General features: G+C 72.8%; 16 protein-coding genes and 1 riboswitch. Of the genes, 3 read left to right on the top strand and 13 right to left on the bottom strand.

Going from position 1 to position 20,882, the window contains the following annotated elements:
• Positions 1-78: 78 nt before the first annotated feature.
• The 5 genes from ACY3FI_RS04705 to ACY3FI_RS04685 all read right to left on the bottom strand — a co-directional run bounded on the left by ACY3FI_RS04705 (position 79) and on the right by ACY3FI_RS04685 (position 4,400).
• A complete protein-coding gene (locus ACY3FI_RS04705) occupies positions 79-642 on the bottom strand; it encodes a nucleoside/nucleotide kinase family protein (protein ID WP_462549596.1) in 564 nt (187 codons plus the stop codon).
• On the bottom strand, positions 635-1,441 hold the full coding sequence (locus ACY3FI_RS04700) for an energy-coupling factor transporter transmembrane component T family protein (protein WP_462549595.1): 807 nt from the start codon (positions 1,439-1,441) through the stop codon (positions 635-637). Before ACY3FI_RS04700 ends, ACY3FI_RS04705 begins: the two co-directional genes overlap by 8 nt.
• Positions 1,438-3,183: an ABC transporter ATP-binding protein gene (locus ACY3FI_RS04695; RefSeq protein ID WP_462549594.1), complete on the bottom strand. Its 1,746-nt coding sequence runs from the start codon at positions 3,181-3,183 to the stop codon at positions 1,438-1,440. Before ACY3FI_RS04695 ends, ACY3FI_RS04700 begins: the two co-directional genes overlap by 4 nt.
• Complete coding sequence (locus ACY3FI_RS04690; RefSeq protein ID WP_462549593.1) at positions 3,180-3,890, bottom strand: ECF transporter S component; 711 nt, start codon at positions 3,888-3,890, stop codon at positions 3,180-3,182. Before ACY3FI_RS04690 ends, ACY3FI_RS04695 begins: the two co-directional genes overlap by 4 nt.
• A riboswitch (TPP riboswitch) is annotated at positions 3,885-3,996 on the bottom strand. Its footprint overlaps the gene before it by 6 nt.
• An 80-nt stretch (positions 3,997-4,076) precedes the next feature.
• A complete protein-coding gene (locus tag ACY3FI_RS04685; RefSeq protein ID WP_462549592.1) occupies positions 4,077-4,400 on the bottom strand; it encodes a hypothetical protein in 324 nt (107 codons plus the stop codon).
• A 128-nt stretch (positions 4,401-4,528) separates the two neighbouring features.
• Here ACY3FI_RS04685 and glgX point away from each other — a divergent pair, with 128 nt between their 5' ends.
• From glgX to treZ, 3 genes are read left to right on the top strand one after another with little or no spacing between them, the layout of a single operon-like run.
• The gene (glgX, locus tag ACY3FI_RS04680; RefSeq protein ID WP_462549591.1) at positions 4,529-6,964 is read left to right on the top strand and encodes a glycogen debranching protein GlgX; all 2,436 of its coding nucleotides are present in this window, start codon (positions 4,529-4,531) and stop codon (positions 6,962-6,964) included.
• Positions 6,961-9,459 (top strand): malto-oligosyltrehalose synthase, encoded by a 2,499-nt coding sequence (gene treY / locus ACY3FI_RS04675; RefSeq protein ID WP_462549590.1) that lies wholly within the window; start codon positions 6,961-6,963, stop codon positions 9,457-9,459. The genes glgX and treY overlap by 4 nt, the downstream gene beginning before the upstream one ends.
• Entirely contained in the window at positions 9,456-11,210 is a 1,755-nt protein-coding gene (gene treZ, locus ACY3FI_RS04670) for a malto-oligosyltrehalose trehalohydrolase (RefSeq protein ID WP_462549589.1), read from the top strand. The genes treY and treZ overlap by 4 nt, the downstream gene beginning before the upstream one ends.
• 85 nt (positions 11,211-11,295) lie before the next feature.
• Here treZ and ACY3FI_RS04665 read toward each other — a convergent pair whose 3' ends face one another.
• The 8 genes from ACY3FI_RS04665 to ACY3FI_RS04630 form a co-directional block, all read right to left on the bottom strand.
• Positions 11,296-12,090, bottom strand: coding sequence for a polyprenol monophosphomannose synthase (locus tag ACY3FI_RS04665; protein ID WP_462549588.1), 795 nt, complete (start codon positions 12,088-12,090; stop codon positions 11,296-11,298).
• Between the two features lie 43 nt (positions 12,091-12,133).
• A complete protein-coding gene (locus ACY3FI_RS04660) occupies positions 12,134-12,781 on the bottom strand; it encodes a class F sortase (protein WP_462549587.1) in 648 nt (215 codons plus the stop codon).
• Positions 12,782-12,975: 194 nt separating this feature from the next.
• Complete coding sequence (locus ACY3FI_RS04655; protein ID WP_462549585.1) at positions 12,976-14,127, bottom strand: family 8 glycosyl hydrolase; 1,152 nt, start codon at positions 14,125-14,127, stop codon at positions 12,976-12,978.
• Positions 14,128-14,224: 97 nt separating this feature from the next.
• Entirely contained in the window at positions 14,225-15,028 is an 804-nt protein-coding gene (locus tag ACY3FI_RS04650; protein ID WP_462549584.1) for a DUF4397 domain-containing protein, read from the bottom strand.
• A 466-nt stretch (positions 15,029-15,494) separates the two neighbouring features.
• Complete coding sequence (locus tag ACY3FI_RS04645; protein WP_462549583.1) at positions 15,495-17,480, bottom strand: ArnT family glycosyltransferase; 1,986 nt, start codon at positions 17,478-17,480, stop codon at positions 15,495-15,497.
• On the bottom strand, positions 17,477-18,979 hold the full coding sequence (locus ACY3FI_RS04640; RefSeq protein ID WP_462549582.1) for a glycosyltransferase: 1,503 nt from the start codon (positions 18,977-18,979) through the stop codon (positions 17,477-17,479). Before ACY3FI_RS04640 ends, ACY3FI_RS04645 begins: the two co-directional genes overlap by 4 nt.
• A complete protein-coding gene (locus ACY3FI_RS04635) occupies positions 18,976-19,473 on the bottom strand; it encodes a GtrA family protein (protein WP_462549581.1) in 498 nt (165 codons plus the stop codon). Before ACY3FI_RS04635 ends, ACY3FI_RS04640 begins: the two co-directional genes overlap by 4 nt.
• 384 nt (positions 19,474-19,857) lie before the next feature.
• On the bottom strand, positions 19,858-20,862 hold the full coding sequence (locus ACY3FI_RS04630; protein WP_462549580.1) for an aldo/keto reductase family protein: 1,005 nt from the start codon (positions 20,860-20,862) through the stop codon (positions 19,858-19,860).
• Between the last annotated feature and the right edge of the window lie 20 nt (positions 20,863-20,882).

Genomic DNA, 20,882 nt, shown 5'->3' with positions numbered 1-20,882 from the left:
CGGGCGGGCGTGAAGTGTCGCTCAGCGCGTGAAGTCGCGCGCGTGAAGTCGCCCCGGCCACACAGGACCGAGCTCCGTCTACGTCCGGATGACCACGTCCGCGAGCGCCGCCGGGCCCTCGGCAGCGATGAAGGCCGCTTCCTGGGCGGCCCAGCGCGCCCACTCCCGCGCGAAGACCTCCCCGTCGCGGCCGATCGCCCGGTCCCACCGCACGGAGTCGTCCGCCTCGAGCCACACCCGGAGCGTCGCCAGCGGCGCGGAGGCACGCGACAGCGCACCGCACCCCTCGACCACGAGCGCCGCCGCGGGGTCGATCGGCTGCCACCCCGCGGGTCCCGACGCCGTCCAGTCCCAGCGCCGGTAGCCCGACGGGGCCCCGAGGACGTCGGACACGACGGCGTCCGCCGCTGCCCGGAGGCCGTCCCAGCCGGGGTAGAGGTCGTCGAGGTGCACGACGGCGGCGCCGAGCTCCGCGGCGAGGGCCGTGCCGAGCGTGGTCTTGCCGGTGCCCGACCGTCCGTCGACGAGCACGACGAGACGCTGCGGCGCTCCCGGAGCGGCCGCCGCAGCCCGTGCTGCCGCCGCCCGTGCTGCCGCCGCGAGACGACGCGCGAGCACCGGAGCGGCGCCGTCGTCAGGCACGCCAGGTCCCCGCCGTCACGGCCACCGCGATCGCCACGAGCCCGATCCCCACGAGCACCCCGACCATCGCCCACTCCGGCCCGGCGAAGCGCGCAGGCCGCGCCCACGTCCGCTTCCCCGGAGCGCCGAAGCCGCGCGACTCCATCGCCACCGCGAGCGTCGTCGCACGCCGCAGCGCGAGCACGAGCAGGGCGAACGCCATCGATGCTCCGCGCCGCAGCCGTCCGGAGTCCGCGATGCCCCGAGCGCGCCGCGCCATCGCCAGCTGCCGCCAGTCCTCGCCGAGGAGCGTCGTCATCCGCACCGCCGCGAGCGCCCCGAGCACGAACCGCGCCGGCAGCCGCAGGAGCTGGGCGAGGCCGTCCGCGAGGTCCGTCGGGTCGGCACCGACGAACAGCACCACGGCGGGCACCCCGACGGCGAGCACGCGGAGGGCGGTCGCGAGCGCGAGCGCCAGTGACCCGTCGGTGACGTGCGCGAAGCCGAGGTCGAACCACTCCCGGCCCGACGGTCGGCCGTACAGCGCGATGCTCAGCGCCGTCAGCGGCACGGCGACCAGCACGGGCGCGGTCCGCAGCAGCAGCGTCCGGACGGGCAGGCGCAGCAGCGGCAGGAGCAGGACCTCGAGCGCGAGGGCGACCGCCGCGGAGACGACGTCGAGGCTCAGCACGAGGCACAGGCCGAGCGCGAGCACCCCGAGCATCGCGGCCACCGGCTGCACGCCGGCGATCCCGCGAGCAGGCCGGACGGGAGGCGCGGATCGCCCGGCCGTGTCGGCTGCGGCCGTCGGCGCGGTCACCGTCGCACCGCCGCGGTCGGGGACACGACGCCGGTCGCGCCGGGCTCACCGGTCACCCCGGTCGCGCCCGGCTCGCGGGGTGGGCCGTCCGCGCCGAGCGCGTCGCGGGCGTCGTCACCGCGCGGGACGGGTCGCGCGCCGTCCACGCCGAGCACGACCTCGTCGGCGTCGAGCGCCCGGACGAGGTCCTGGTCGTGCGTGACCGCGACGACGGCGCACCCCGCGTCGGCCAGAGCGCCGAGCCGGTCGACCACCGCCTGCCACGTCGCCCGGTCCTGCCCCGAGGTCGGTTCGTCGAGCACGACCACCGGCGGCGTCGAGGCCACGACCGTCCCGATCGCCAGCCGTCGCTGCTCCCCACCGGACAGCGTGAAGGGGTTCGCGTCGGCCAGGTGCCGGAGCGCGAAGGCGTCGAGCAGGTCGTCCACACGGGCGTCGACGTCGGACAGGCCGAGGGCGCGCGGACCGACGGCGAGCTCCTCGCGGACGGAGCGGGCCACGAACTGGTGCTCCGGGTCCTGGAACACGGTGCCGATCCGGGCCGCGAGCTGCCGACTCGTCCAGTCGGAGGGTGTCGGTCCCGCGTCACCGCCGAGCTCGGCGCCCGCGCGGAGGACGCCATCGGCCGGTCGGAGGAGGCCGGCGAGCGTCAGGCCGAGCGTCGACTTGCCGACGCCGTTCGGTCCGGTCACGGCGAGGACCCGACCGGGTCGGACGTCGAGGTCGATCCCCGTGCCGACCCGGGCGTCGACGCGACCGGCGGCGCGGCGTCGGAGGCGCCCGACGCGCGTGGTCGCCAGACCACGCGCGGACAGCAGCGCGTCCGTCGGCGCGGCGGGGGCGGGATCAGGGGCCGCCACGCCGTCGAGCGGGCGGATCCCGTCGACGTGCACCGTGCCTCCAGTGCGGGTTCCGCCCGCTCGGTCGTGCGCAGGGCGGCGGCGGGAGGATCCGCGCGCTGGTTCCGCACCCGGCACCCAGACGCCGGCGGCGGTGAGTGCGGGGCCGTGCTCGGCGAGCACACGCTCGGGCGGGCCGTCGGCGACCACGCCGCCCGCGGGTTCGAGCAGCACCAGCCGGTCGACGAGGTCGAGCCACGTGCCGATCCGGTGCTCGACGACGAGCAGCGTCGCACCGGTCTCCTCCAGGAGCGCCCGGACGGCGTCGTGCACCTGCCGGACGCCGTCCGGGTCGAGGTTCGCGCACGGCTCGTCGAGCACGAGCGCCCCGGGCCGCATCGCGAGCACGCCGGCGAGCGCGAGGCGCTGCCGTTGGCCGCCGGAGAGCCGGCTCGTGGAGCGGTCGAGCGGCAGGTCGAGGCCGACGACCTCGAGGGCGGCGCGCACGCGTTCCCAGGTCTCGGCCCGTGGCACACCCGCGTTCTCGCAGCCGAAGGCGACGTCGTCGCCGATGCGCGACATCACGGTGTGGGCCTCGGGGTCCTGCATGACGAGGCCGACGCGCCCGCGGACCGCGCGGGGGTCGGCTCCGTCGACGAGGACCGAGCCCTGCACCGCGGCCGCGGTGTCGTCGTCGGGGTCGGGCTCGTCGGCCAGCACGGCGGCGACGGCCCGGAGGAGCGTCGACTTGCCCGCGCCGGACGGCCCGACGACCGCGACGCGCTCCCCCGGGGCGATCGCGAGGTCGAGGCCGCGGACCGCCCACGCGTCACGGCCGGCGTAACGCCAGCCCCAGTCGCGGAAGGTGATCGCGGCGGCACCCGTCGCGGGCGAGCCGGTCACGCGTCGACGCGGGGTCCGCGCTCGTCGTGCTCGCCGTCGGAGCGGCTCGCGTGCTCACGGCTCGCGTGCTCACGGCCGGCACGCTCGCGCCCAGCGTGCTCACGGCCGGCGGCGAAGGAGGACAGCACGCCCGTCGCAGCGAGCGCCCGGACGAGCAGCCACGAGCCGATGCCGGCGATGACGGCGCCCGAGACCACGGCGCAGACCACGTACACGGTCTTGAACGCCCCGTCGTAGCCGGGGTACCAGAGCACCGTGTCGTTGATGCCGAGGGCGAGGCCTGCGGCGGCCCCGGCGAGCACCACGACCGGCAGCCGGTACGCGCGGTAGAGGAAGAGGGCGAGCACGAGCTCGGCGCCGAGACCCTGGACGAGCCCGGCCTCGAGCGTCAGCCAGCCCCACTGCGTGCCGAGCAGCGCCTCGACGCTGGCGGCGACCATCTCGGCGTAGAGCGCGGCGCCGGGCTTCCGCACGACGATCGCGACGACGGGGCCGGCGAGCAGCCAGACGCCGCCGAAGAGCGACTGCGTGCCGGGGAGCACGAGGCCGGCGACGGTGCTGAGCGGCTCGTAGCCGAACTCCCAGAGCTTGAAGACGACGCCGATCGCGACGGCGAGGACGCTCGCCACGACGATGTCGACGACGCGCCACCGCAGCGAGCGCTTCGTCGCGGTGGACGGTACGGCGGACTGCATGGTTGCAGGCATGGTGCTGACTCCTCCCTGCGCCGGCATGACCCGGATCAGGTTCGACGGTCGGAGCGCCACTCGCTCCCTCTCAGCCCGGCGGTCCCGGACTCCCGTGTGTGTGCCTGCATCCTACCCGCGGCCGTGGCCGCGTGGCACCGGTCTGGAGGCGCGGGGCGGGGCCGCCACGCGCCTCCAGACCGCGCGCTACTTCTTCAGGGCGCGGACCAGCTTGCGCAGGACGCGTCCGGTCACCCAGACCAGCGGGATGGACACGACGATGAGCGAGATGAGGTTCGGCTCGAACTCGAGGTCCTTGCCGGGTCGACGCACGTAGGCGCCGACGGGGGCGGAGAGGCCGCCGCCGCCACCGCCACCGTTCTCGTCGTCGTCCCCGCCGCCGCCGAAGCCGAACCAGGCGACGGACACCGGGATGAGGGTCTGGTCGCCGACCTCGACCGGCTCCCCGTAGTTGGTGGACACGCCCACCGGGCGCACCTTCTCTGCGATCTGCGTGACGATGTTGGCCATGCGCGCGACGCTACTCGGCTGTCCCTCCACAGCGTTTACCGCATCGGCGACGTCCACAGCTGGGGCTTGTCTGCGGACGCCGCAGCGCCGCGCCGATAGTTTGGCGCCACCCACAACTGGAGGACCGTTTGCACACCTGGCCCGGCAACCCGTACCCGCTCGGGGCGACCTACGACGGAAGCGGCACGAACTTCGCCATCTTCAGCGAAGTCGCCGAACGCGTCCAGCTCTGCCTCTTCGACGCGGACGGGAACGAGGAGTGCGTCGACCTGGTCGAGGTCGACGCCTACGTGTGGCACGCGTACCTGCCGAACATCGGACCTGGCCAGCAGTACGGCTTCCGCGTGCACGGTCAGTACGACCCGGCAGCGGGGCTGCGCGCGAACCCGAACAAGCTCCTGCTCGACCCGTACGCCAAGGCGACGAGCGGCGACATCGACTGGGACCAGGCACTGTTCTCGTACACGTTCGGCGACCCGGACTCGACCAACGACGAGGACTCGGCGTCGCACATGGTCAAGGGCGTCGTCATCAACCCGTTCTTCGACTGGCAGGGCGACCGCGCACCGCGGATCCCCTACGGCGAGACCGTCATCTACGAGGCGCACGTCAAGGGCCTGACGCAGACCCACCCCGACGTGCCGGAAGACCAGCGCGGCACGTACGCCGGCGTCGCACACCCGGCCGTGATCGGGCACCTGCAGCGCCTCGGCGTCACGACGCTCGAGCTCATGCCCGTGCACCAGTTCGTGAACGACTCGACCCTGCAGGAGAAGGGGCTGTCGAACTACTGGGGCTACAACACCATCGGGTTCTTCGCGCCGCACTCGCACTACTCGTCCTCGGGCGACCACGGGCAGCAGGTGCAGGAGTTCAAGGCGATGGTCCGCGAGCTCCACCGCGCGGGCATCGAGGTCGTGCTCGACGTGGTGTACAACCACACCGCCGAGGGCAACCACCTCGGCCCGACCCTGTCCTTCCGCGGCATCGACAACGCGGCCTACTACCGCCTGGTCGACGACGACAAGCGGTACTACATGGACACCACCGGCACCGGCAACTCGCTGAACGTCGGGCACCCGCACTCCCTGCAGCTGATCATGGACTCGCTGCGGTACTGGGTGACCGAGATGCACGTCGACGGCTTCCGCTTCGACCTCGCTGCGGCGCTCGCGCGCGAGTTCTACGAGGTCGACCGGCTCGCGGCGTTCTTCGAACTGGTCCAGCAGGACCCGATCGTGTCCCAGGTGAAGCTCATCGCCGAGCCGTGGGACGTCGGCCCCGGCGGCTACCAGGTCGGCAACTTCCCGCCGCAGTGGTCCGAGTGGAACGGCAAGTACCGCGACACCGTGCGCGACTTCTGGCGCGGCGAGCCCTCGACGCTCGGCGAGTTCGCGTCGCGGATCTCCGGCTCCGCCGACCTGTACGAGCACGACGGCCGCACGCCCAAGGCCAGCATCAACTTCATCACCGCGCACGACGGCTTCACGCTGTACGACCTCGTCGCCTACAACGAGAAGCACAACGAGGCCAACGGCGAGGACAACAACGACGGCGAGAGCCACAACCGGTCGTGGAACTCCGGGGTCGAGGGGCCGACCGACGACGCGACCGTCAACGAGCTGCGGCTCCAGCGGCGCCGGAACTTCCTGGCGACGCTCCTGCTCAGCCAGGGCGTGCCGATGATCGCGCACGGCGACGAACTCGGCCGCACCCAGTCCGGCAACAACAACGTGTACGCACAGGACTCGGCGATCAGCTGGATCGACTGGGAGCACGCCGACGACGAGCTCATCCAGTTCACCGCCGACGTCGTCAAGCTGCGGCACGACCACCCCACCTTCCGTCGCACGCGCTACTTCAACGGCCGTCCGGTCCGACGAGGCGAGGGCGAACCACTGCCCGACGTGGTGTGGCTCACCCCCTCCGGCGAGGCGATGGACCCCGAGGACTGGGACTCCGGCTTCGGCAAGAGCGTCGGCATGTACCTGAACGGCGAGGGCATCCGCGGCCGCGACCACCGTGGCGAGCGCGTCACCGACGTGGCCTTCCTGACGTACTACAACGCGCACGACGGCGTCGTGACCTTCACGCTGCCGCCGGAGGAGTACTCCCCCGGCTGGACCGTGCTGGTCGACACGGCCGACCCGCGGGCGCGGGACGAGGTCCTCGACGCCGGGACGCCGCTCGACGTCGCGGCACGTTCGATGATCGTGCTCCGCGCCGAGCCCGACCACGAGGTCACGACGACGCCGGTGGACACGACGGACGCCGTCCCGGCCACGAGCGCCACGGCGGCGGCGCACGGTGCCACCGCGTCCGACGGTGCCGCCCCCGCGCCTGCCTCCGGTGACGCTGCCGGTGATCCGGCCGGTGCCGCGGCCGGAGCCGACGACGCCACCGCGACCGATCCGGTCGCCGCCGAGGTGAGCCCGGAGAACCCGGCCGGCGCACCCGCCCCGTCCGGCACGACCGCGCCGGACCCCGCCGCACTCGGCGCGACCGGCTCCGACACCACCGCTCCCGACGACACCACCCCCGACACCTCCGAGGAACCCCGATGACCCCGCGACGGATCCCCGCGTCCACCTACCGACTCCAGCTCACCGCCGACTTCGACCTGGCGGCCGCGGCCGACGTCGTCGAGTACGTCCGCGACCTCGGCGCCGACTGGATCTACCTCTCCCCCGTCCTGCAGGCCGAGCCGGGCTCGCAGCACGGCTACGACGTGGTCGACCACACCCACGTCGACACCGAGCGCGGCGGCGACGAGGCGTTCCGCGTGCTCACCGAGACCGCGCACGCCGCCGGCCTCGGCGTGCTCGTCGACATCGTGCCGAACCACGTCGGCGTCGCCACCCCCGAGGTGAACCCCTGGTGGTGGTCGCTCCTCGAGCAGGGGCAGGGCTCCCCGGTGGCGTGGGCCTTCGACGTCGACTGGGAGGCCGGCGCGGGCCGGATCCGCATCCCCGTCCTCGACGACCGCCTGCTCGACGCAGTCGAACTCCGCGACGGCCGGCTGTACGTCGGTGCGACCGCGTACCCGACCGCGCCCGGCACCGTGCAGGACGGCGACACCGTCGAGGCCGTGCACGCGCGCCAGCACTACGAGTTCGTGCACTGGAAGCGCGCCGACCGCGACCTCAACTACCGGCGCTTCTTCGCCGTGAACACCCTCGCCGCGATCCGCGTCGAGGAGCCCGAGGTGTTCGCGGCCTCGCACACCACGATCGGCGGGTGGTTCGAGGACGGACTCGTGGACGGACTCCGCATCGACCACCCGGACGGCCTCTACGACCCGGCCGGCTACCTCGAGGACCTCGCCGCCCTGACCGGCGGGGCGTACACCCTCGTCGAGAAGATCCTCGAGCCGGGCGAGGAACTGCCGAGCTCGTGGCCGGTGGACGGCACGACCGGGTACGACGCGCTCGGCGTCGTCGACCGGGTGTTCGTCGACCCCGCCGGCGAGCCGGCCCTGACCGCGGTCTCGGGTTCCGAGCCGACCGACTGGCCGCAGCTGACGCACGACACCCGGCGCGGCATCGCCGACGGGATCCTCGGCAGCGAGGTCCAGCGGCTCGCGCGCCTGCTCGGTCCCGGCACCGCGACGCCCGGTGCTGGACCGGTGCCCCACGACCGCATCGTCGACGCGGTGGCCGAGATCGTGGCGTCGTTCGACGTGTACCGCACGTACCTGCCCGAGGGCTCGCACCACCTCATCGACGCGCTCGAGGGCTCGGCCGAGGCCCGCCCGGAGCTCGCGGACGTCATCGACCGCATCGCCCCGGCACTCGTCGACCCGTCCAACGCAGCGGCCGTCCGGCTGCAGCAGACCAGCGGCATGGTGATGGCCAAGGGCGTCGAGGACACCGCGTTCTACCGGACCTCCCGCCTGTCGTCCCTGAGCGAGGTCGGCAGCGACCCGAGCGTGTTCTCGGTGTCGGTCGCCGACTTCCACCGGGCCCAGCGCGACCGCCTCGGCAGCTGGCCGCACACCATGACGACCCTCACGACCCACGACACGAAGCGCAGCGAAGACACCCGGGCCCGGATCGCGGTGCTCGCCGAACTCGGCACCGAGTGGGCGTCGATCTTCGAGCGCCTGCAGTCCCTCGCGCCGCTCGAGGACGCCGTGCTCGCCGACCTGCTCTGGCAGGCGATCGTCGGCGCACGGCCCGCGAGTCGTGAGCGTCTGCACGCCTACGCCGAGAAGGCCTCGCGCGAGGCCGGCGACAGCACGACGTGGACCGAGCCCGACGAGGACTTCGAGGAGCGCATGCACGCCCTGGTCGACGCCGCCTTCGACGACCCGGCGGTGGTCGCCGTGCTCGACGCCCTCGACGAGCGCATCGACGCCGCCGGCTGGTCGAACGGCCTCGGGCAGAAGCTCGTACAGCTCACCGCGCCCGGCGTGCCCGACGTCTACCAGGGCACCGAGTCGTGGGACCGCTCCCTGGTCGACCCGGACAACCGTCGCCCTGTGGACTACGCCGAGCACCGCCGGGTGCTGGCGTCGCTCGACGGCCCGGACGACGACGGCCCCGAGCACCTGCCCGCCGTCGGCCTCGACGGCGCCGTCAAGATCCTCGTGACGAGCCGTGCGCTCCGTCTGCGCCGCGACCACCCGGAGCTCTTCACCCGCTACCTGGCGCTCGAGGCCACCGGGAGCGCCGCGGACCACGTGCTCGCGTTCGACCGCGGCGGGGCCGTCACGGTCGCGACGCGGCTGCCGATCGGTCTCGAGCGCGTGGGCGGCTGGGGCGACACGCTCGTGCACCCCGTCCCGCTCGACCGCGTCGACCTGCTGACCGGCCGCCGGTTCCCCGCGTCCCGGGGCATCGCGGTGTCCGAACTGCTCGCCGACCTGCCGGTCGCGCTGCTCGTGCCCGCCGACCTGTCGGCAGCACCGGACCACGGGACGGACGGCACGACGTCGGCCACCGGCTCCACACCGGCGGGCGCCACGCCGTCGGGCTCGACGCCGACCACATCCGCACCGAGCACGCCGTCCGAGAGCGACGCGCAGGCCGAGATCGACATCCTGGAGGGCCACGCATGACCGCACCCGACCGATACGCCGTCTGGGCGCCCGAGCCGGAGCGCGTCCGCCTCGTCGTCGACGGGACCGAGTACCCGCTGACCCGCGGCGACGACGACTGGTGGACGACCGACGCGATCGTCCCCGTCGTGGGCGCCCGGTACGGCTTCCGCATCGACGACGACGACGCGGTGCGCCCCGACCCGCGCAGCCGTTTCCAGCCTGAGGGGGTGCACGGCCCGTCCGAGGTCGTCGACCCCGCGCGGTTCTCGTGGACGGACGACGCCTGGACGGGCCGCCCCGCCCGCGGCGCCGTGATCTACGAGCTGCACGTCGGGACGTACACGCCCGAGGGCACCCTCGACGCGGCCGCCGACAAGCTGGACCACCTGGTCGAGCTCGGCGTCGAGTTCGTCGAACTGCTGCCGGTCAACGCCGTGAACGGCGAGTGGAACTGGGGCTACGACGGCGTCGGCTGGTTCGCGGTGCACGCACCGTACGGCGGACCGGACGCCTACGACCGCTTCGTCGACCGCGCGCACGCGCTCGGTCTCGGCGTGATCCAGGACGTCGTCTACAACCACCTCGGTCCCAGCGGCAACTACCTGCCGCTGTACGGGCCGTACCTCGTGCAGGGTCTGGCGAACACCTGGGGCGACTCCGTCAACGTGGAGCACCCCGAGGTCCGCCGGTACGTGCTCGACAACGTGCGGATGTGGTTCCGCGACCACCACGTCGACGGGCTCCGACTCGACGCCGTGCACGCCATCCGGGACACCTCCCGCCCGCACGTCCTCGCCGACATGGCATCGGAGACGGACGCGTACAGCGCCTTCACCGGCCGTCCGCTGTCGCTCATCGCGGAGTCGGACCTCAACGACCCGATCATGTTCCGCCCGCGCGAGGCCGCTGGATACGGGCTCGCCGGCCAGTGGTCGGACGACTTCCACCACGCGGTGCACGTCGCGCTCACCGGCGAGACGAACGGCTACTACGCCGACTTCGCCCCGCTGTCGGCGCTCGCGAAGGTCCTCGACCACGGGTTCTTCCACGACGGCACCTGGTCGTCCTTCCGCGGCGCGCGGCACGGGCGACCGATCGACCGCGGCACCTCCCCCGCGACCGCGCTCGTGGTGGCGAACCAGAACCACGACCAGATCGGCAACCGCGCGGCGGGCGACCGGCTCGCTGCGACGCTCGACGACGAGGGCCTCGTCATCGCAGCCGCACTGACGCTGCTCGGGCCGTTCACGCCGATGCTGTTCATGGGCGAGGAGTTCGCGGCCAGCACGCCGTGGCAGTTCTTCACCTCGCACCCGGAGCCGGAGCTCGGCAAGGTCACCGCCGAGGGCCGCATCAAGGAGTTCGCGGAGCACGGCTGGGACGAGTCGACCGTGCCGGACCCGCAGGACCCGACGACGTTCACCAACTCGAAGCTCGACTGGTCCGACGTGACGAGCGAACGCGGCGCAGCCGTGCTGCGGGCCTACCGGGTGCTCGTCGCGCTCCGACGCACGGAGGAGGCGTTCGTCGACCCGCGCTACGAGGCGAACGCCGTCCGCTTCAGCGAGGACGAGCGCTGGCTCGTGCTCACCCGCGGGCTGCTCGGCCCGGACACCGCCCCCGTGCACGTCGTCGTCCACTTCGCCGACGACGCGGTCGAGGTCCCGGTGCCGGGGACGACCGGCGAGGTGCTCTACGCGTTCGGTGACGCCGAGTTCGACACCGACGGCGTCCGCTTCGGCGGGCGCGGGCTCGTCGTGGTCCGCTAGCCCGTCGGTCGCACGGAAGAACCCCCGCGGGCAGGGCCCCCGGGGGTTCTTCCGTGTCGAGCCGTGGGGGACGCGCCCCGCGGGATCAGGCCGTGTGGTCGGCCACGGCGTGGGCGTTCGCCCGCACCGAGGGCAGCCGGCGGTGGTCCTTGACGATGGAGCGGGCCTCGCGCAGGCGGCGGTCGATGCCCCACTTCGTGACGAGGGTCAGGCTCTCGCGGACGATGTTGCCGCTCATCTTCGAGACGCCGAACTCGCGCTCGGTGAAGGTGATCGGCGTCTCCACGATCCGGAGCCCGGCCTCGAGGGCACGCCAGCACAGGTCGACCTGGAAGCAGTAGCCCTTCGAGGCGACACCGGCGAGGTCGATGCGCTCGAACGCCCGGGAGGTGAACACCCGGAAGCCGCCGGTCGCGTCGCGCACGTCGATGCCGAGGGCCAGGCGCGTGTAGAGGTTGCCGCCGCGGGAGAGCATCTCGCGGTACCACGGCCAGTTCTCCACCTCGCCGCCCTTGATCCAGCGGGACCCGAGGACGAGGTCGTTCGTGTCCGCCAGCTCGAGCATCCACGGGAGGTACTCCGGGTGGTGCGAGCCGTCCGCGTCCATCTCCACGAGCTTGTCGTAGCCGTGCTCGAGACCCCAGGCGAAGCCCGCGAGGTACGCGCCGCCGAGGCCGTCCTTGACGGTGCGGTGCATGACGTGGACCCGGTCGGTCTCCCGTGCGATCGCGTCCGCGATGTCGCCGGTGCCGTCCGGGGAGTTGTCGTCGACGACGAGCACGTGCACCGTGTCGTCGGTCGCGGCCAGGGTCCGCTCGACGATCGGGCGGACGTTCTCGGCCTCGTCGTAGGTCGGGATGATGACCAGGGTCGTGCTCATGGTGCTCCTTGCGCTTGTCGTCAAGATATCGGTCGGCGCTGCGTCAGTCCGACGAGAGGTCTGCGAACACGATCAGATTGTCCGTGTAGTGGCCGGTCGCCGTGTCGAACGTGCCGTCGCAGGTGATGAGCCGCAGCTGCGGCGTGGGGGCGCTGCCGTAGACGTCGCTCGTCGGGAAGGCTGACTTGGCGGCACGCTCCGACCGGTCCACCGTGAAGGTGCGGGTGGTGCCGTCGGACATCCCGACGCGGATCTGGTCGCCGGACACGAGCTCGTCGAGCCGGAAGAACACCGCGGCCGACGTCGGGCTGTCGACGTGACCAGCGATGACGGCAGGGCCGACCTGACCGGGGACGATGCCGTCGCTGAACCAGCCGGCGCTGTCCCAGTCCTTCGGCGGGTCCAGCTCCCCGGCGGCGCCGCGGTGCAGGTCCTCGAGCCCCGAAGAGACGCCGATCGCCGGGATCGCGACCGAGACCGGGGTGGCGGTGGACGCTTCCTCGGGCGCCGCGGGGTCCTGGAACCCGGCGGTCCCCGAGCCGTCGGTGCCGGCGCTCGTGTCGGGGGTCGGCGTGCGGCTCGCGGCCGATCCCGCCCGGTCGCCGCCGGCGTCGCCGTTGCCGGTCGTGGCGACCGCGACCCCGGTCACCCCGGCGGCGAGCACGACCGCCGCGACGACGGCCCCGACCACGAGACCGCGACGGCCGGACGCCGAGCCGGCCCCGAGTCTCGCGCCCGGCGACGTCCCTCGCGGCGCCGATCCCGAGGAATGTCGCCCACCCCGAGTCTCGGCCCCGCCGGCCCCGCCGGCGCCGCCAGCCCCACCAGCCCCGCCGGCCCCGCCGTCCCCGCCAGCCCCGTCGGCACGCCGCGCCCGCTCGCCGGTCACGAGGCGCCTCCCCCGGCCGTCGCGCACCCGCCGAGCACGTCGGAGGTGAGCATCGTCGCGCCGAGCGCCGCCCACGCGTCCCCGTAGTAGGTCGGGGTCGTGGCCGCTGTCCGGTCCGCGCGTCGCAGGTCGGCCGCAGCCGCCGAGGACGACCCCGACGCCTGCTCCGCCGCCGCCCGCGCCGTGTAGGCCAGGGCGCTCGTGTCACCGGTCACGGCCGTGCCGCCGAGGTCGAGCTGCGCCGCGAGCTGCGTGCTCCGCCGGAGCGTCGGTGCGATCGAGCCGGCCAGGGCGCGGTCGTCGGCCGAGCAGCCCTCGGCGTACCGGAGCGGCATCCGCATCGCGTCCCAGCCGTACAGCACGCGGCTGTCGCTCGCCGAGGTCGGCATCGGGTCGACCGATCCGTCGGCGTGCACCTGGGACCAGTCGCTCGGCAGGTCGGACTTCTCGAGCACGGCCGCGGTGACCGCGCGGGAGCCCTGGTCGAGCGCCGTCCACCGCTCGTCCCCGGTCGCCTGCGCCAGCACCCGGAAGGCGGCCGGCGAGGCGTAGGAGGCGTCGTACCGGTACGGCTCGCGGTCCGCCCACGGCCCGGGCAGGAGGATCGTGCCGAGGTCGGTCGTCGCGGTCTCGTGCTCGAGGATCGCAGCCGCCATGCGCTTCCCCGCGGCCGTGTACCGCTCGTCGCCCCACTCCTTGCCGGCGAGCACGAGGGCGCGCGCGGCGTCGAGGTCGGCGTCGCTCGCCGACTGCTCGTCGGCGACGCCCCCGTCCGGCGTCCAGCGCCAGGCGAGCAGGTCGTCGTCGGTGAGCAGGTGCCGCTTCGTCCACGACCAGATGTCGCCGAAGCGCTCCTGGTCGCCCTGCGCGTACGCGATCAGCAGGCCGTACGCCTGCCCCTCGCTCACGGTGTCCCCGCCCTGGTCGGTCCGCACCACCCGGCCGTCGCGCACGTAGCGGTCGAGGAAGGCCTCGCGGAGCTGTTCCGGCGAGCGGTCCACGTCCGGAGCCGCCGAGGTGCGCGGCGTCGACGGGCTCCCCGCCTGCGGCGTGGCGCCGTTCCACGGGCGGACCGCGAGGAGCGCGACCACGAGGGCGACGAGCACCGCCGCGACGGCGGTGAGGGGGATCCAGGTCCTGCGGGTCATGGTGGCCTGCTTCCTGTGGGAGCGTCGGTTCGGTCTGGAGGCGCGGATCACGCGAGCGGATCGGCTGCGGTGATCCGCGCCTCCAGTCGGGGTCGGATCAGCGGAGGACGGAGCGCAGCACCGCGATGAGCTCGTGGGTGGCCTGCGTCAGCGGGCTGGCGGCGCCGCCGCCGCCGGTCTGGACGCCGCCGGACGGCGTGGCCGCCGTGGCTGCGGCGTCCGTGACGGGCACGACCGTGAGGTCGCCCTTGCTGTCGTCCAGGACGAACAGCGTCGAGACGGTGTTGCCGGCCAGGTCGACCTTCGCGGTACCGCGCTGGCCGCTGCCCGACACGTCGAGCGTCCACTTGCCGGCGGCGACCGTCGCGTACTTCGTGGCGGTGCCGAAGGCGGCGTCCTCGGCGACGGCGGTGCCCTCGGAGGTGCTGACGTCGACGCGCTTCGCGGTGGTGGCGGCCTGCACGAGGCGGAGCTTCGCCTTGCCGTCACCGGGCTGGGCGAGGTCGTCGCGGAAGGCGGTGGTCTTGAGGTCGCTGTTCTTGCCGTAGGCGACGACCGTGCTCGCGTTGCCCTCGGCGACCGTGACGTCGGTGGAGATCACCGGCGTCGAGTCCGGCTGGCCGGCGGCGCGCATCGACAGGACGTACGTGCCGACCGGGAGCTCCTGGTACGGGCTGACCTGGCCGTAGGTGACGTCGTCGAGCTCGAAGACCTTCTTGCCGCCGGCGAGGCTCGAGAGCTCGACATCGACGCCCTTCGTGTCGGGCGAGAGGTGGCCGACGCGGAGCCAGCCCTCGTCGGCGGGGGCGGCGGAGGCGGTCTGCGCGGTGAGCCCGACGCTCGCGGCGACGAGTGCGGCGGCGATGGCGCCGACGGCGAGGGTGCGACGTGGTGCGGTCATGGTGGAGCTCCTTCGGGTCGAGTGCTGCTGGTGCTGGTGGGTACGTGCTGGGGCGGGTGCGGGTGCGGGTGGGTGCGGGTGCTGGGGCGGGTGCTGGGGCGGGTGTCCGGTCCCGGTCCCGGTTGCGCGAGCGGGCGGATCCTGCCCGGCCACGAGGCGGAGGCGGACCGGTTCCGCCCGCTCGCGCCGCGCCTCCCGGGCGGCGTGTCCGCGGGGGCCGATCCGTCCACGCGAGCGGGCGGATCCTGCCCGGCCACGAGGCGGAAGCGGACCGGTTCCGCCCGCTCGCGCCGCGCCTCCCGGGTGGGGTGTCCGCGGGGGCCGATCCGTCCACGCGAGCGGGGGGATCCTGCCCGACCACGGGGCGGAGGCGAACCGGTTCCGCCCGCTCGCGCCGGGGCGGACGGCTCCCGCTCGCGGCGGGGCGGACGTTGCCCGCCCGCCCCGCCCGCCGCGCCCGCCCGGGTCAGGACGTCAGGGGCGTGCTGGTCGGGTCCTCGGCGGAGTACGTCACCGTGATCCGCTCCCCGTCCCGCTCGACCGACGCGGCCCGGAACCCGGAGGACATCGCCCCGAGGGTGGCCACGACCTGCTTCGCGTCCGTCGTCGTGTCCGTGTGCAGGACCACCCGGCGGAACGGCTGCCCGGTCTCCCCGGCCAGCGGCGTGAACCGGCTGACCCGGACGGACTGGTCGGCGAGGACCTGCCCGAGCGACAGCATCGCCCGCGCGTCGACCTGTCCGGCGCGGAACTGCGACTTCGTGCCGTCGTCCGCACGGAGCCCCGGGTTCGCGGCGAGCTCGGTCCCGAGGGTCTTGCGCTGGTCGGTGGCCTTCGTGATCGCGGAGTCCGCGGCCGTGGTGCCCTCGGCGTGGATCCGGCGCACGTCGACCCGCTGGTTCCCGGTGCCGAACGCGGCGACGGTCGTCGAGTTCTCGATCGCCTGGCGGACGTCGGGCGAGGAGTTGCCTCCCGTCCGCATGGAGTCGGTCGTGACGACGAAGTCCGAGTCCTTCCAGCCGTTCGGCGACTGACGCTGCACGGCGGCGTCGGTGTCGAGCTTGTAGTACCAGACGACGTTGTTCCGGGCGAAGCCGTCCTGCACGAGGTCGACCCACATGGCGTCGTCCACGAGCAGCCGCGAGGACTTCGGGACGTTGTCGCCGACCCACTGTTCGGCCTGCTGCATCGGCAGGTCGAGGTTCCCGAGCAGGAACCCGCGCAGCTGGGTGCCCCAGAGCGGGACTGCGACGACGAGGGCGACCGCGGTGACGGCGGCCCAGGTGACGCCGAGGCCCCGACGAGCGGCACCGCGGACCCGGGTGCGGGCGAGGGAGCGCGTCCGTCCGGTGAGGGCGAGCACCGCACGCTCCGCCGTGTACGCCACGAGGAGCGCGGCGAACGGGACGAGCATGATGACGTACGGCACGGGCAGGTAGCCGTTCGGGCGGAACATCATCGCGAGCAGGAAGACGAGCATCGCGGCGATCGGCCGGACCCGTCGCAGGAACAGCCCCACGACCGCGGCGACCGAGCCGAGCACGATGAACACCGGGTCGAGCGCCCACCACTGCGAGGCGGCCTCGTTGGCGAGGCTCCCACCGTCGAACACCGAGCCGGAGGCCGCACGCGACCCGAGCTGGTACGTGATGCCCTGCAGCAGGCTGACCCGGCCGGCTCCGGGCAGGAGCTCGCCCTTCACCGCGGCGAGCAGCAGGTACCCGCCGCCGATCACGATCAGGACGGCCCCGGCGACGCTCAGGGTGTAGCGGCGCGTGCTCCTGTCGGCGCGACGCACCGCGATCCAGATGAGGAACGGCAATGCGAGGAGGTACGTCTCCTTCGAGAGCACGGCGATCCCGAGGCAGGCGGCGGAACCGGCGAACCCGGCGAGCTGCTGGCGACGGCTGAGGACGAGCACGAAGGCGGCGAGGAGCCACGGCGTCGCGACGTTGTCGATGTAGACGGTGCGGTGGTACTGCAGCGCCAGCGGCGACAGGGCGAACACGAGACCGGCCGCTGCTGCGGTGGCACGACCGGCGCCGAGACGGCGGGCGAGCACGAACAGCAGGATGCTCGAGACGGCGGCGAAGAAGACCATCGCCTCACGGCCGGCCTCGACGGCGAACGGGTAACGCCCGAACGCCCCGGTCAGCCCGGTGTAGGCCGCGATCTGCACCCAGCCCAGCGGCGGGTGGTCGTACCAGTACGTGTAGTGGGTGATCTCGCCGAGGTGGGTGATCGCCCACGCCTGCGCCGTGTACGTGCCCTCGTCGTCGATGCGCTGCGGCGTGCCCGCCATGTTCCACGCCTGCACCATGACGGTGACGGCGAGGACGGGCAGCAGCCAGCCGAGGCTCGCGGCGTGCACGCGGAACCAACCGCGGACGCCGGAGAGCGACTCGGCGCCCCGGACGGGGATACCGGTGGTGTGGGTGATGCTGGCGGTCATCGGGCACCTCCCGCGGTCGAGCCGGCGAGCTCACGCTCGGTTCCCGATGATGCGGTCGCGGATGCGCTCACCGCGGAAGCGAACCCGACGACCTCGGCCGGCTGCGCCGTGCGGTGCTGACCGGTGTGCTCGGTCTTCTCCCATCCGTTCTGTCCCTTCACGTGGCGGACGACGGCACGGACCGCCGCTGCGGCGAGGAACACCTGGTACGGCACGAGGCCGAGGACGAGCTTCACGTAGTCGCGGATGCGGACCTTCTCCTTGTAGATGCGGCCGAACTCGTTGAGTCCGACGACCTCGACGGCCAGCAGCATGAGCGTGGGCGCCACCGGGATGAACGAGACGAGGGCGATCGCGGTCGGCACCTTCACGAACAGGATCATCAGGACGCTGAGCGGGATGAGCAGACCGGTCGCCGCCTGGATGAACGGCATGGTCAGCATGTAGCGGGCGAAGAAGCGCTGGCGGAACGAGGGCAGCTTCTTCCACTCCCCCTTGCCGAGCACCTGCAGGAAGCCCTGGTTCCAGCGGGTCCGCTGCTTGAGCAAGGACGCGAAGGTCGGCGGGGTCTCCTCGCGGGTGACCGCCTCAGGGCTGTACGCCACGACGACCTTCGCGCCGTCGGCGGACAGCCGCACGCCGAGCTCGCAGTCCTCGGCGAGGCAGTGCGCGTCCCAGCCGTTCGACCACTCGAGGCGTTCCTTCGTCACGAAGACGGTGTTGCCGCCGAGCGGGATGAACTTCGACCCGGCGTGGAAGTGCAGGCGCGAGCGGAACCAGAAGTAGTACTCAAGGACGTTCCGGAGCGACCACCAGCTCGACTTGAAGTTCATCAGCTGCACACCGCCCTGCACCACGTCGGCGTCCGTCTCCTGGAAGCGCGAGTCGACGAGGGTGAGCAGGTGCGGGTAGACCTCGTCCTCTGCGTCGAACACGCCGACGATGTCACCCGTCGCGTACTGCAGCGCGAGGTTCATCGCCTTGGGCTTGTTCTTCGGCGCCGTGTCGTCGACGACCACCTTGATCAACTCGGGGTGACGCGCTGCGGCGGCACGCACGACGGCGTCCGTCTCTGGGTCGTCCTCGCCGACGATCGCGATGATCTCGAAGTCGGGGTGGTCCTGCGTGGCGAGCATGTCGAGCGTCTGCCCCATCACGTCCTGCTCGTGCCGCCCGGGCACGAGGAGCGTGAAGCGGTGCGCGGCCGGACGGGGCTCCTGGCTGAAGCTCGTCGACTTCAGCGCGTCCCGCGAACGCCACGCGTGCAGCATCCACCAGAGCGTCGTCAGTGCGATGACCGTGAGCAGCACGGACACGGCGATGAGGGCCGAGTAGCCGATCCACTCGCCCAGCGTCCAGGCGACCTGTGGGGCTTGGCCCGAGCCTCCCGTCGGGACGTCGGTGGTCCCGCGGTTCGGGACGGTCCCTGCCGGGCCCGTCCCCTCGTTCGGCTGCAGCAGCGGCCCGGCGGCCGTCAGCAGCGTGGCGGTGATGGTCATGCGGCGTGCTCCTTCGCGTGAGCGTCGGTGGAACGGAAGACGAGGGCCTTGTACGCGGCAAAGCGGAACGCTGTGCCGAGGACGAGACCGACCCCGTTGCCGGCGACGTTGTCGGCGAGGGTGGACGTGAGACCGAGGACGTAGTGCGAGACGAAGAGGCAGAGCGCGGCGATGCCGAGCCCGATCACGTTCGTGGCGGCGAAGAGCAGCCCCTCGCGGAGGGTCTCGCGGCGGCCGGAGCGACGCTCGGCGCGGAACGTGATGGAGCGGTTCGCCAGCCAGGCGACCGCGGTGGAGACGACGGCGGACACGACCTTCGCGGCGATCGGACCGTCGGTCATGACGGTCGCGCGCAGGAGGTTGTAGACGGCCAGGTCGATGACGAAGCAGATCGCGCCGATGGTGCCGAAGGCTGCGAGCTGCCGCATGAGGGTCAGCAGGCGCGCGAACGTGCCGGGTGGCACGGTCGGCACCGGGCTGGTGCTGGGTGGCACCAGAACGGGGGTACTGGTTCGGGTCATGCCCCCTCTTCGGGGGCACTTCGGGGGTGGTTTGGGTGGGGTACAGGGGTTGCCAGGAGGCTGCCAGGCCCTCGACACCTGCTGTTCACAGGTGACGAGTGGTCACGATTTCGGCTGATCAGCGGGCGGATCGACAGTCCGTCTGGACGGCACGTCAGATCGTGACACAACGACGGACGGGAGGCGCGGTGCCAGCTGGCACCGCGCCTCCGTCCGTCAGGGCGTCGCGTCTCGAGCGCTCACGCTACGTCCGCGGGTGGTGTGCGTCGCGCTTCCCGGTCGTCCGGGTCGCGCTCGTCCGCGTCGCGCTTGCTTGTCGTCCGCGTCGCGCTTCCCGCTCGTCGCGTCGCGCCGTCCTCAGGCGGGGCGCGAGGTCGGCGAGACGCTCTTGGACGCGTCACGCTCGGGAATGTCCCCGAGCGCCTCGTCGATCGCCGCGAGGGCGTCCGAGTCGAGCTTCACGCCGGCGGCCTTCACGTTGTCCGTGACCTGCTCGGGCCGCGAGGCACCGACGATCGCCGACGCCACGTTCTCGTTCTGGAGCGTCCACGCGATCGCCAACTGCGCCAGCGTGAGACCGGCCTGGTCGGCGACGGGCTGCAGACGCTGCACGGCCTCGAGGACCTCGTCGCGCATGAACCGCTTGATCATGTCGGCGCCGCCCTTCTCGTCCGTGGCGCGGGAGCCCTCGGGCAGCGGCTGACCGGGCTTGTACTTGCCCGTGAGGACGCCCTGGGCGATAGGCGACCAGACGATCTGGCTGAGCCCGAGCTGCTTCGAGGCAGGGACGACCTCGCCCTCGATCACACGCCACAGCATCGAGTACTGCGGCTGGTTCGAGATGAGCTGGAAGCCGAGCTCCTTCGCGAGGGCGGCACCGGCGCGGATCTGCTCGGCGGTCCACTCGCTGACGCCGATGTAGAGCGCCTTGCCCTGACGGACGACGTCGGCGAACGCCTGCATCGTCTCCTCGAGGGGGGTCTCATAGTCGTAGCGGTGCGCCTGGTAGAGGTCGACGTAGTCGGTCTGGAGGCGCTCGAGCGAGCCGTTGATCGACTCCATGATGTGCTTGCGGGAGAGGCCGACGTCATTGTGCCCCTTCGGCCCGGTCGGCCAGTAGACCTTCGTGAAGACCTCGAGCGACTGCCGCCGCTCGCCCTTGAGCGCCTCGCCGAGGACGGTCTCGGCGGCGGTGTTGGCGTACGTGTCTGCAGTGTCGAAGGTGGTGATGCCGGCCTCGAGCGCTGCCCGCACGCACTGGGTGGCGACGTCGTTCTCGACCTGCGAGCCGTGCGTCAGCCAGTTGCCGTAGGTGATCTCGGAGATCTTGAGTCCGGAGTTGCCCAGGTACCTGAATTCCATGGTCTCGACGCTACTGGAGT

The organism is Curtobacterium sp. RM9 (assembly GCF_054956955.1).
This window is presented reverse-complemented; position numbering and strand designations above follow the sequence as displayed.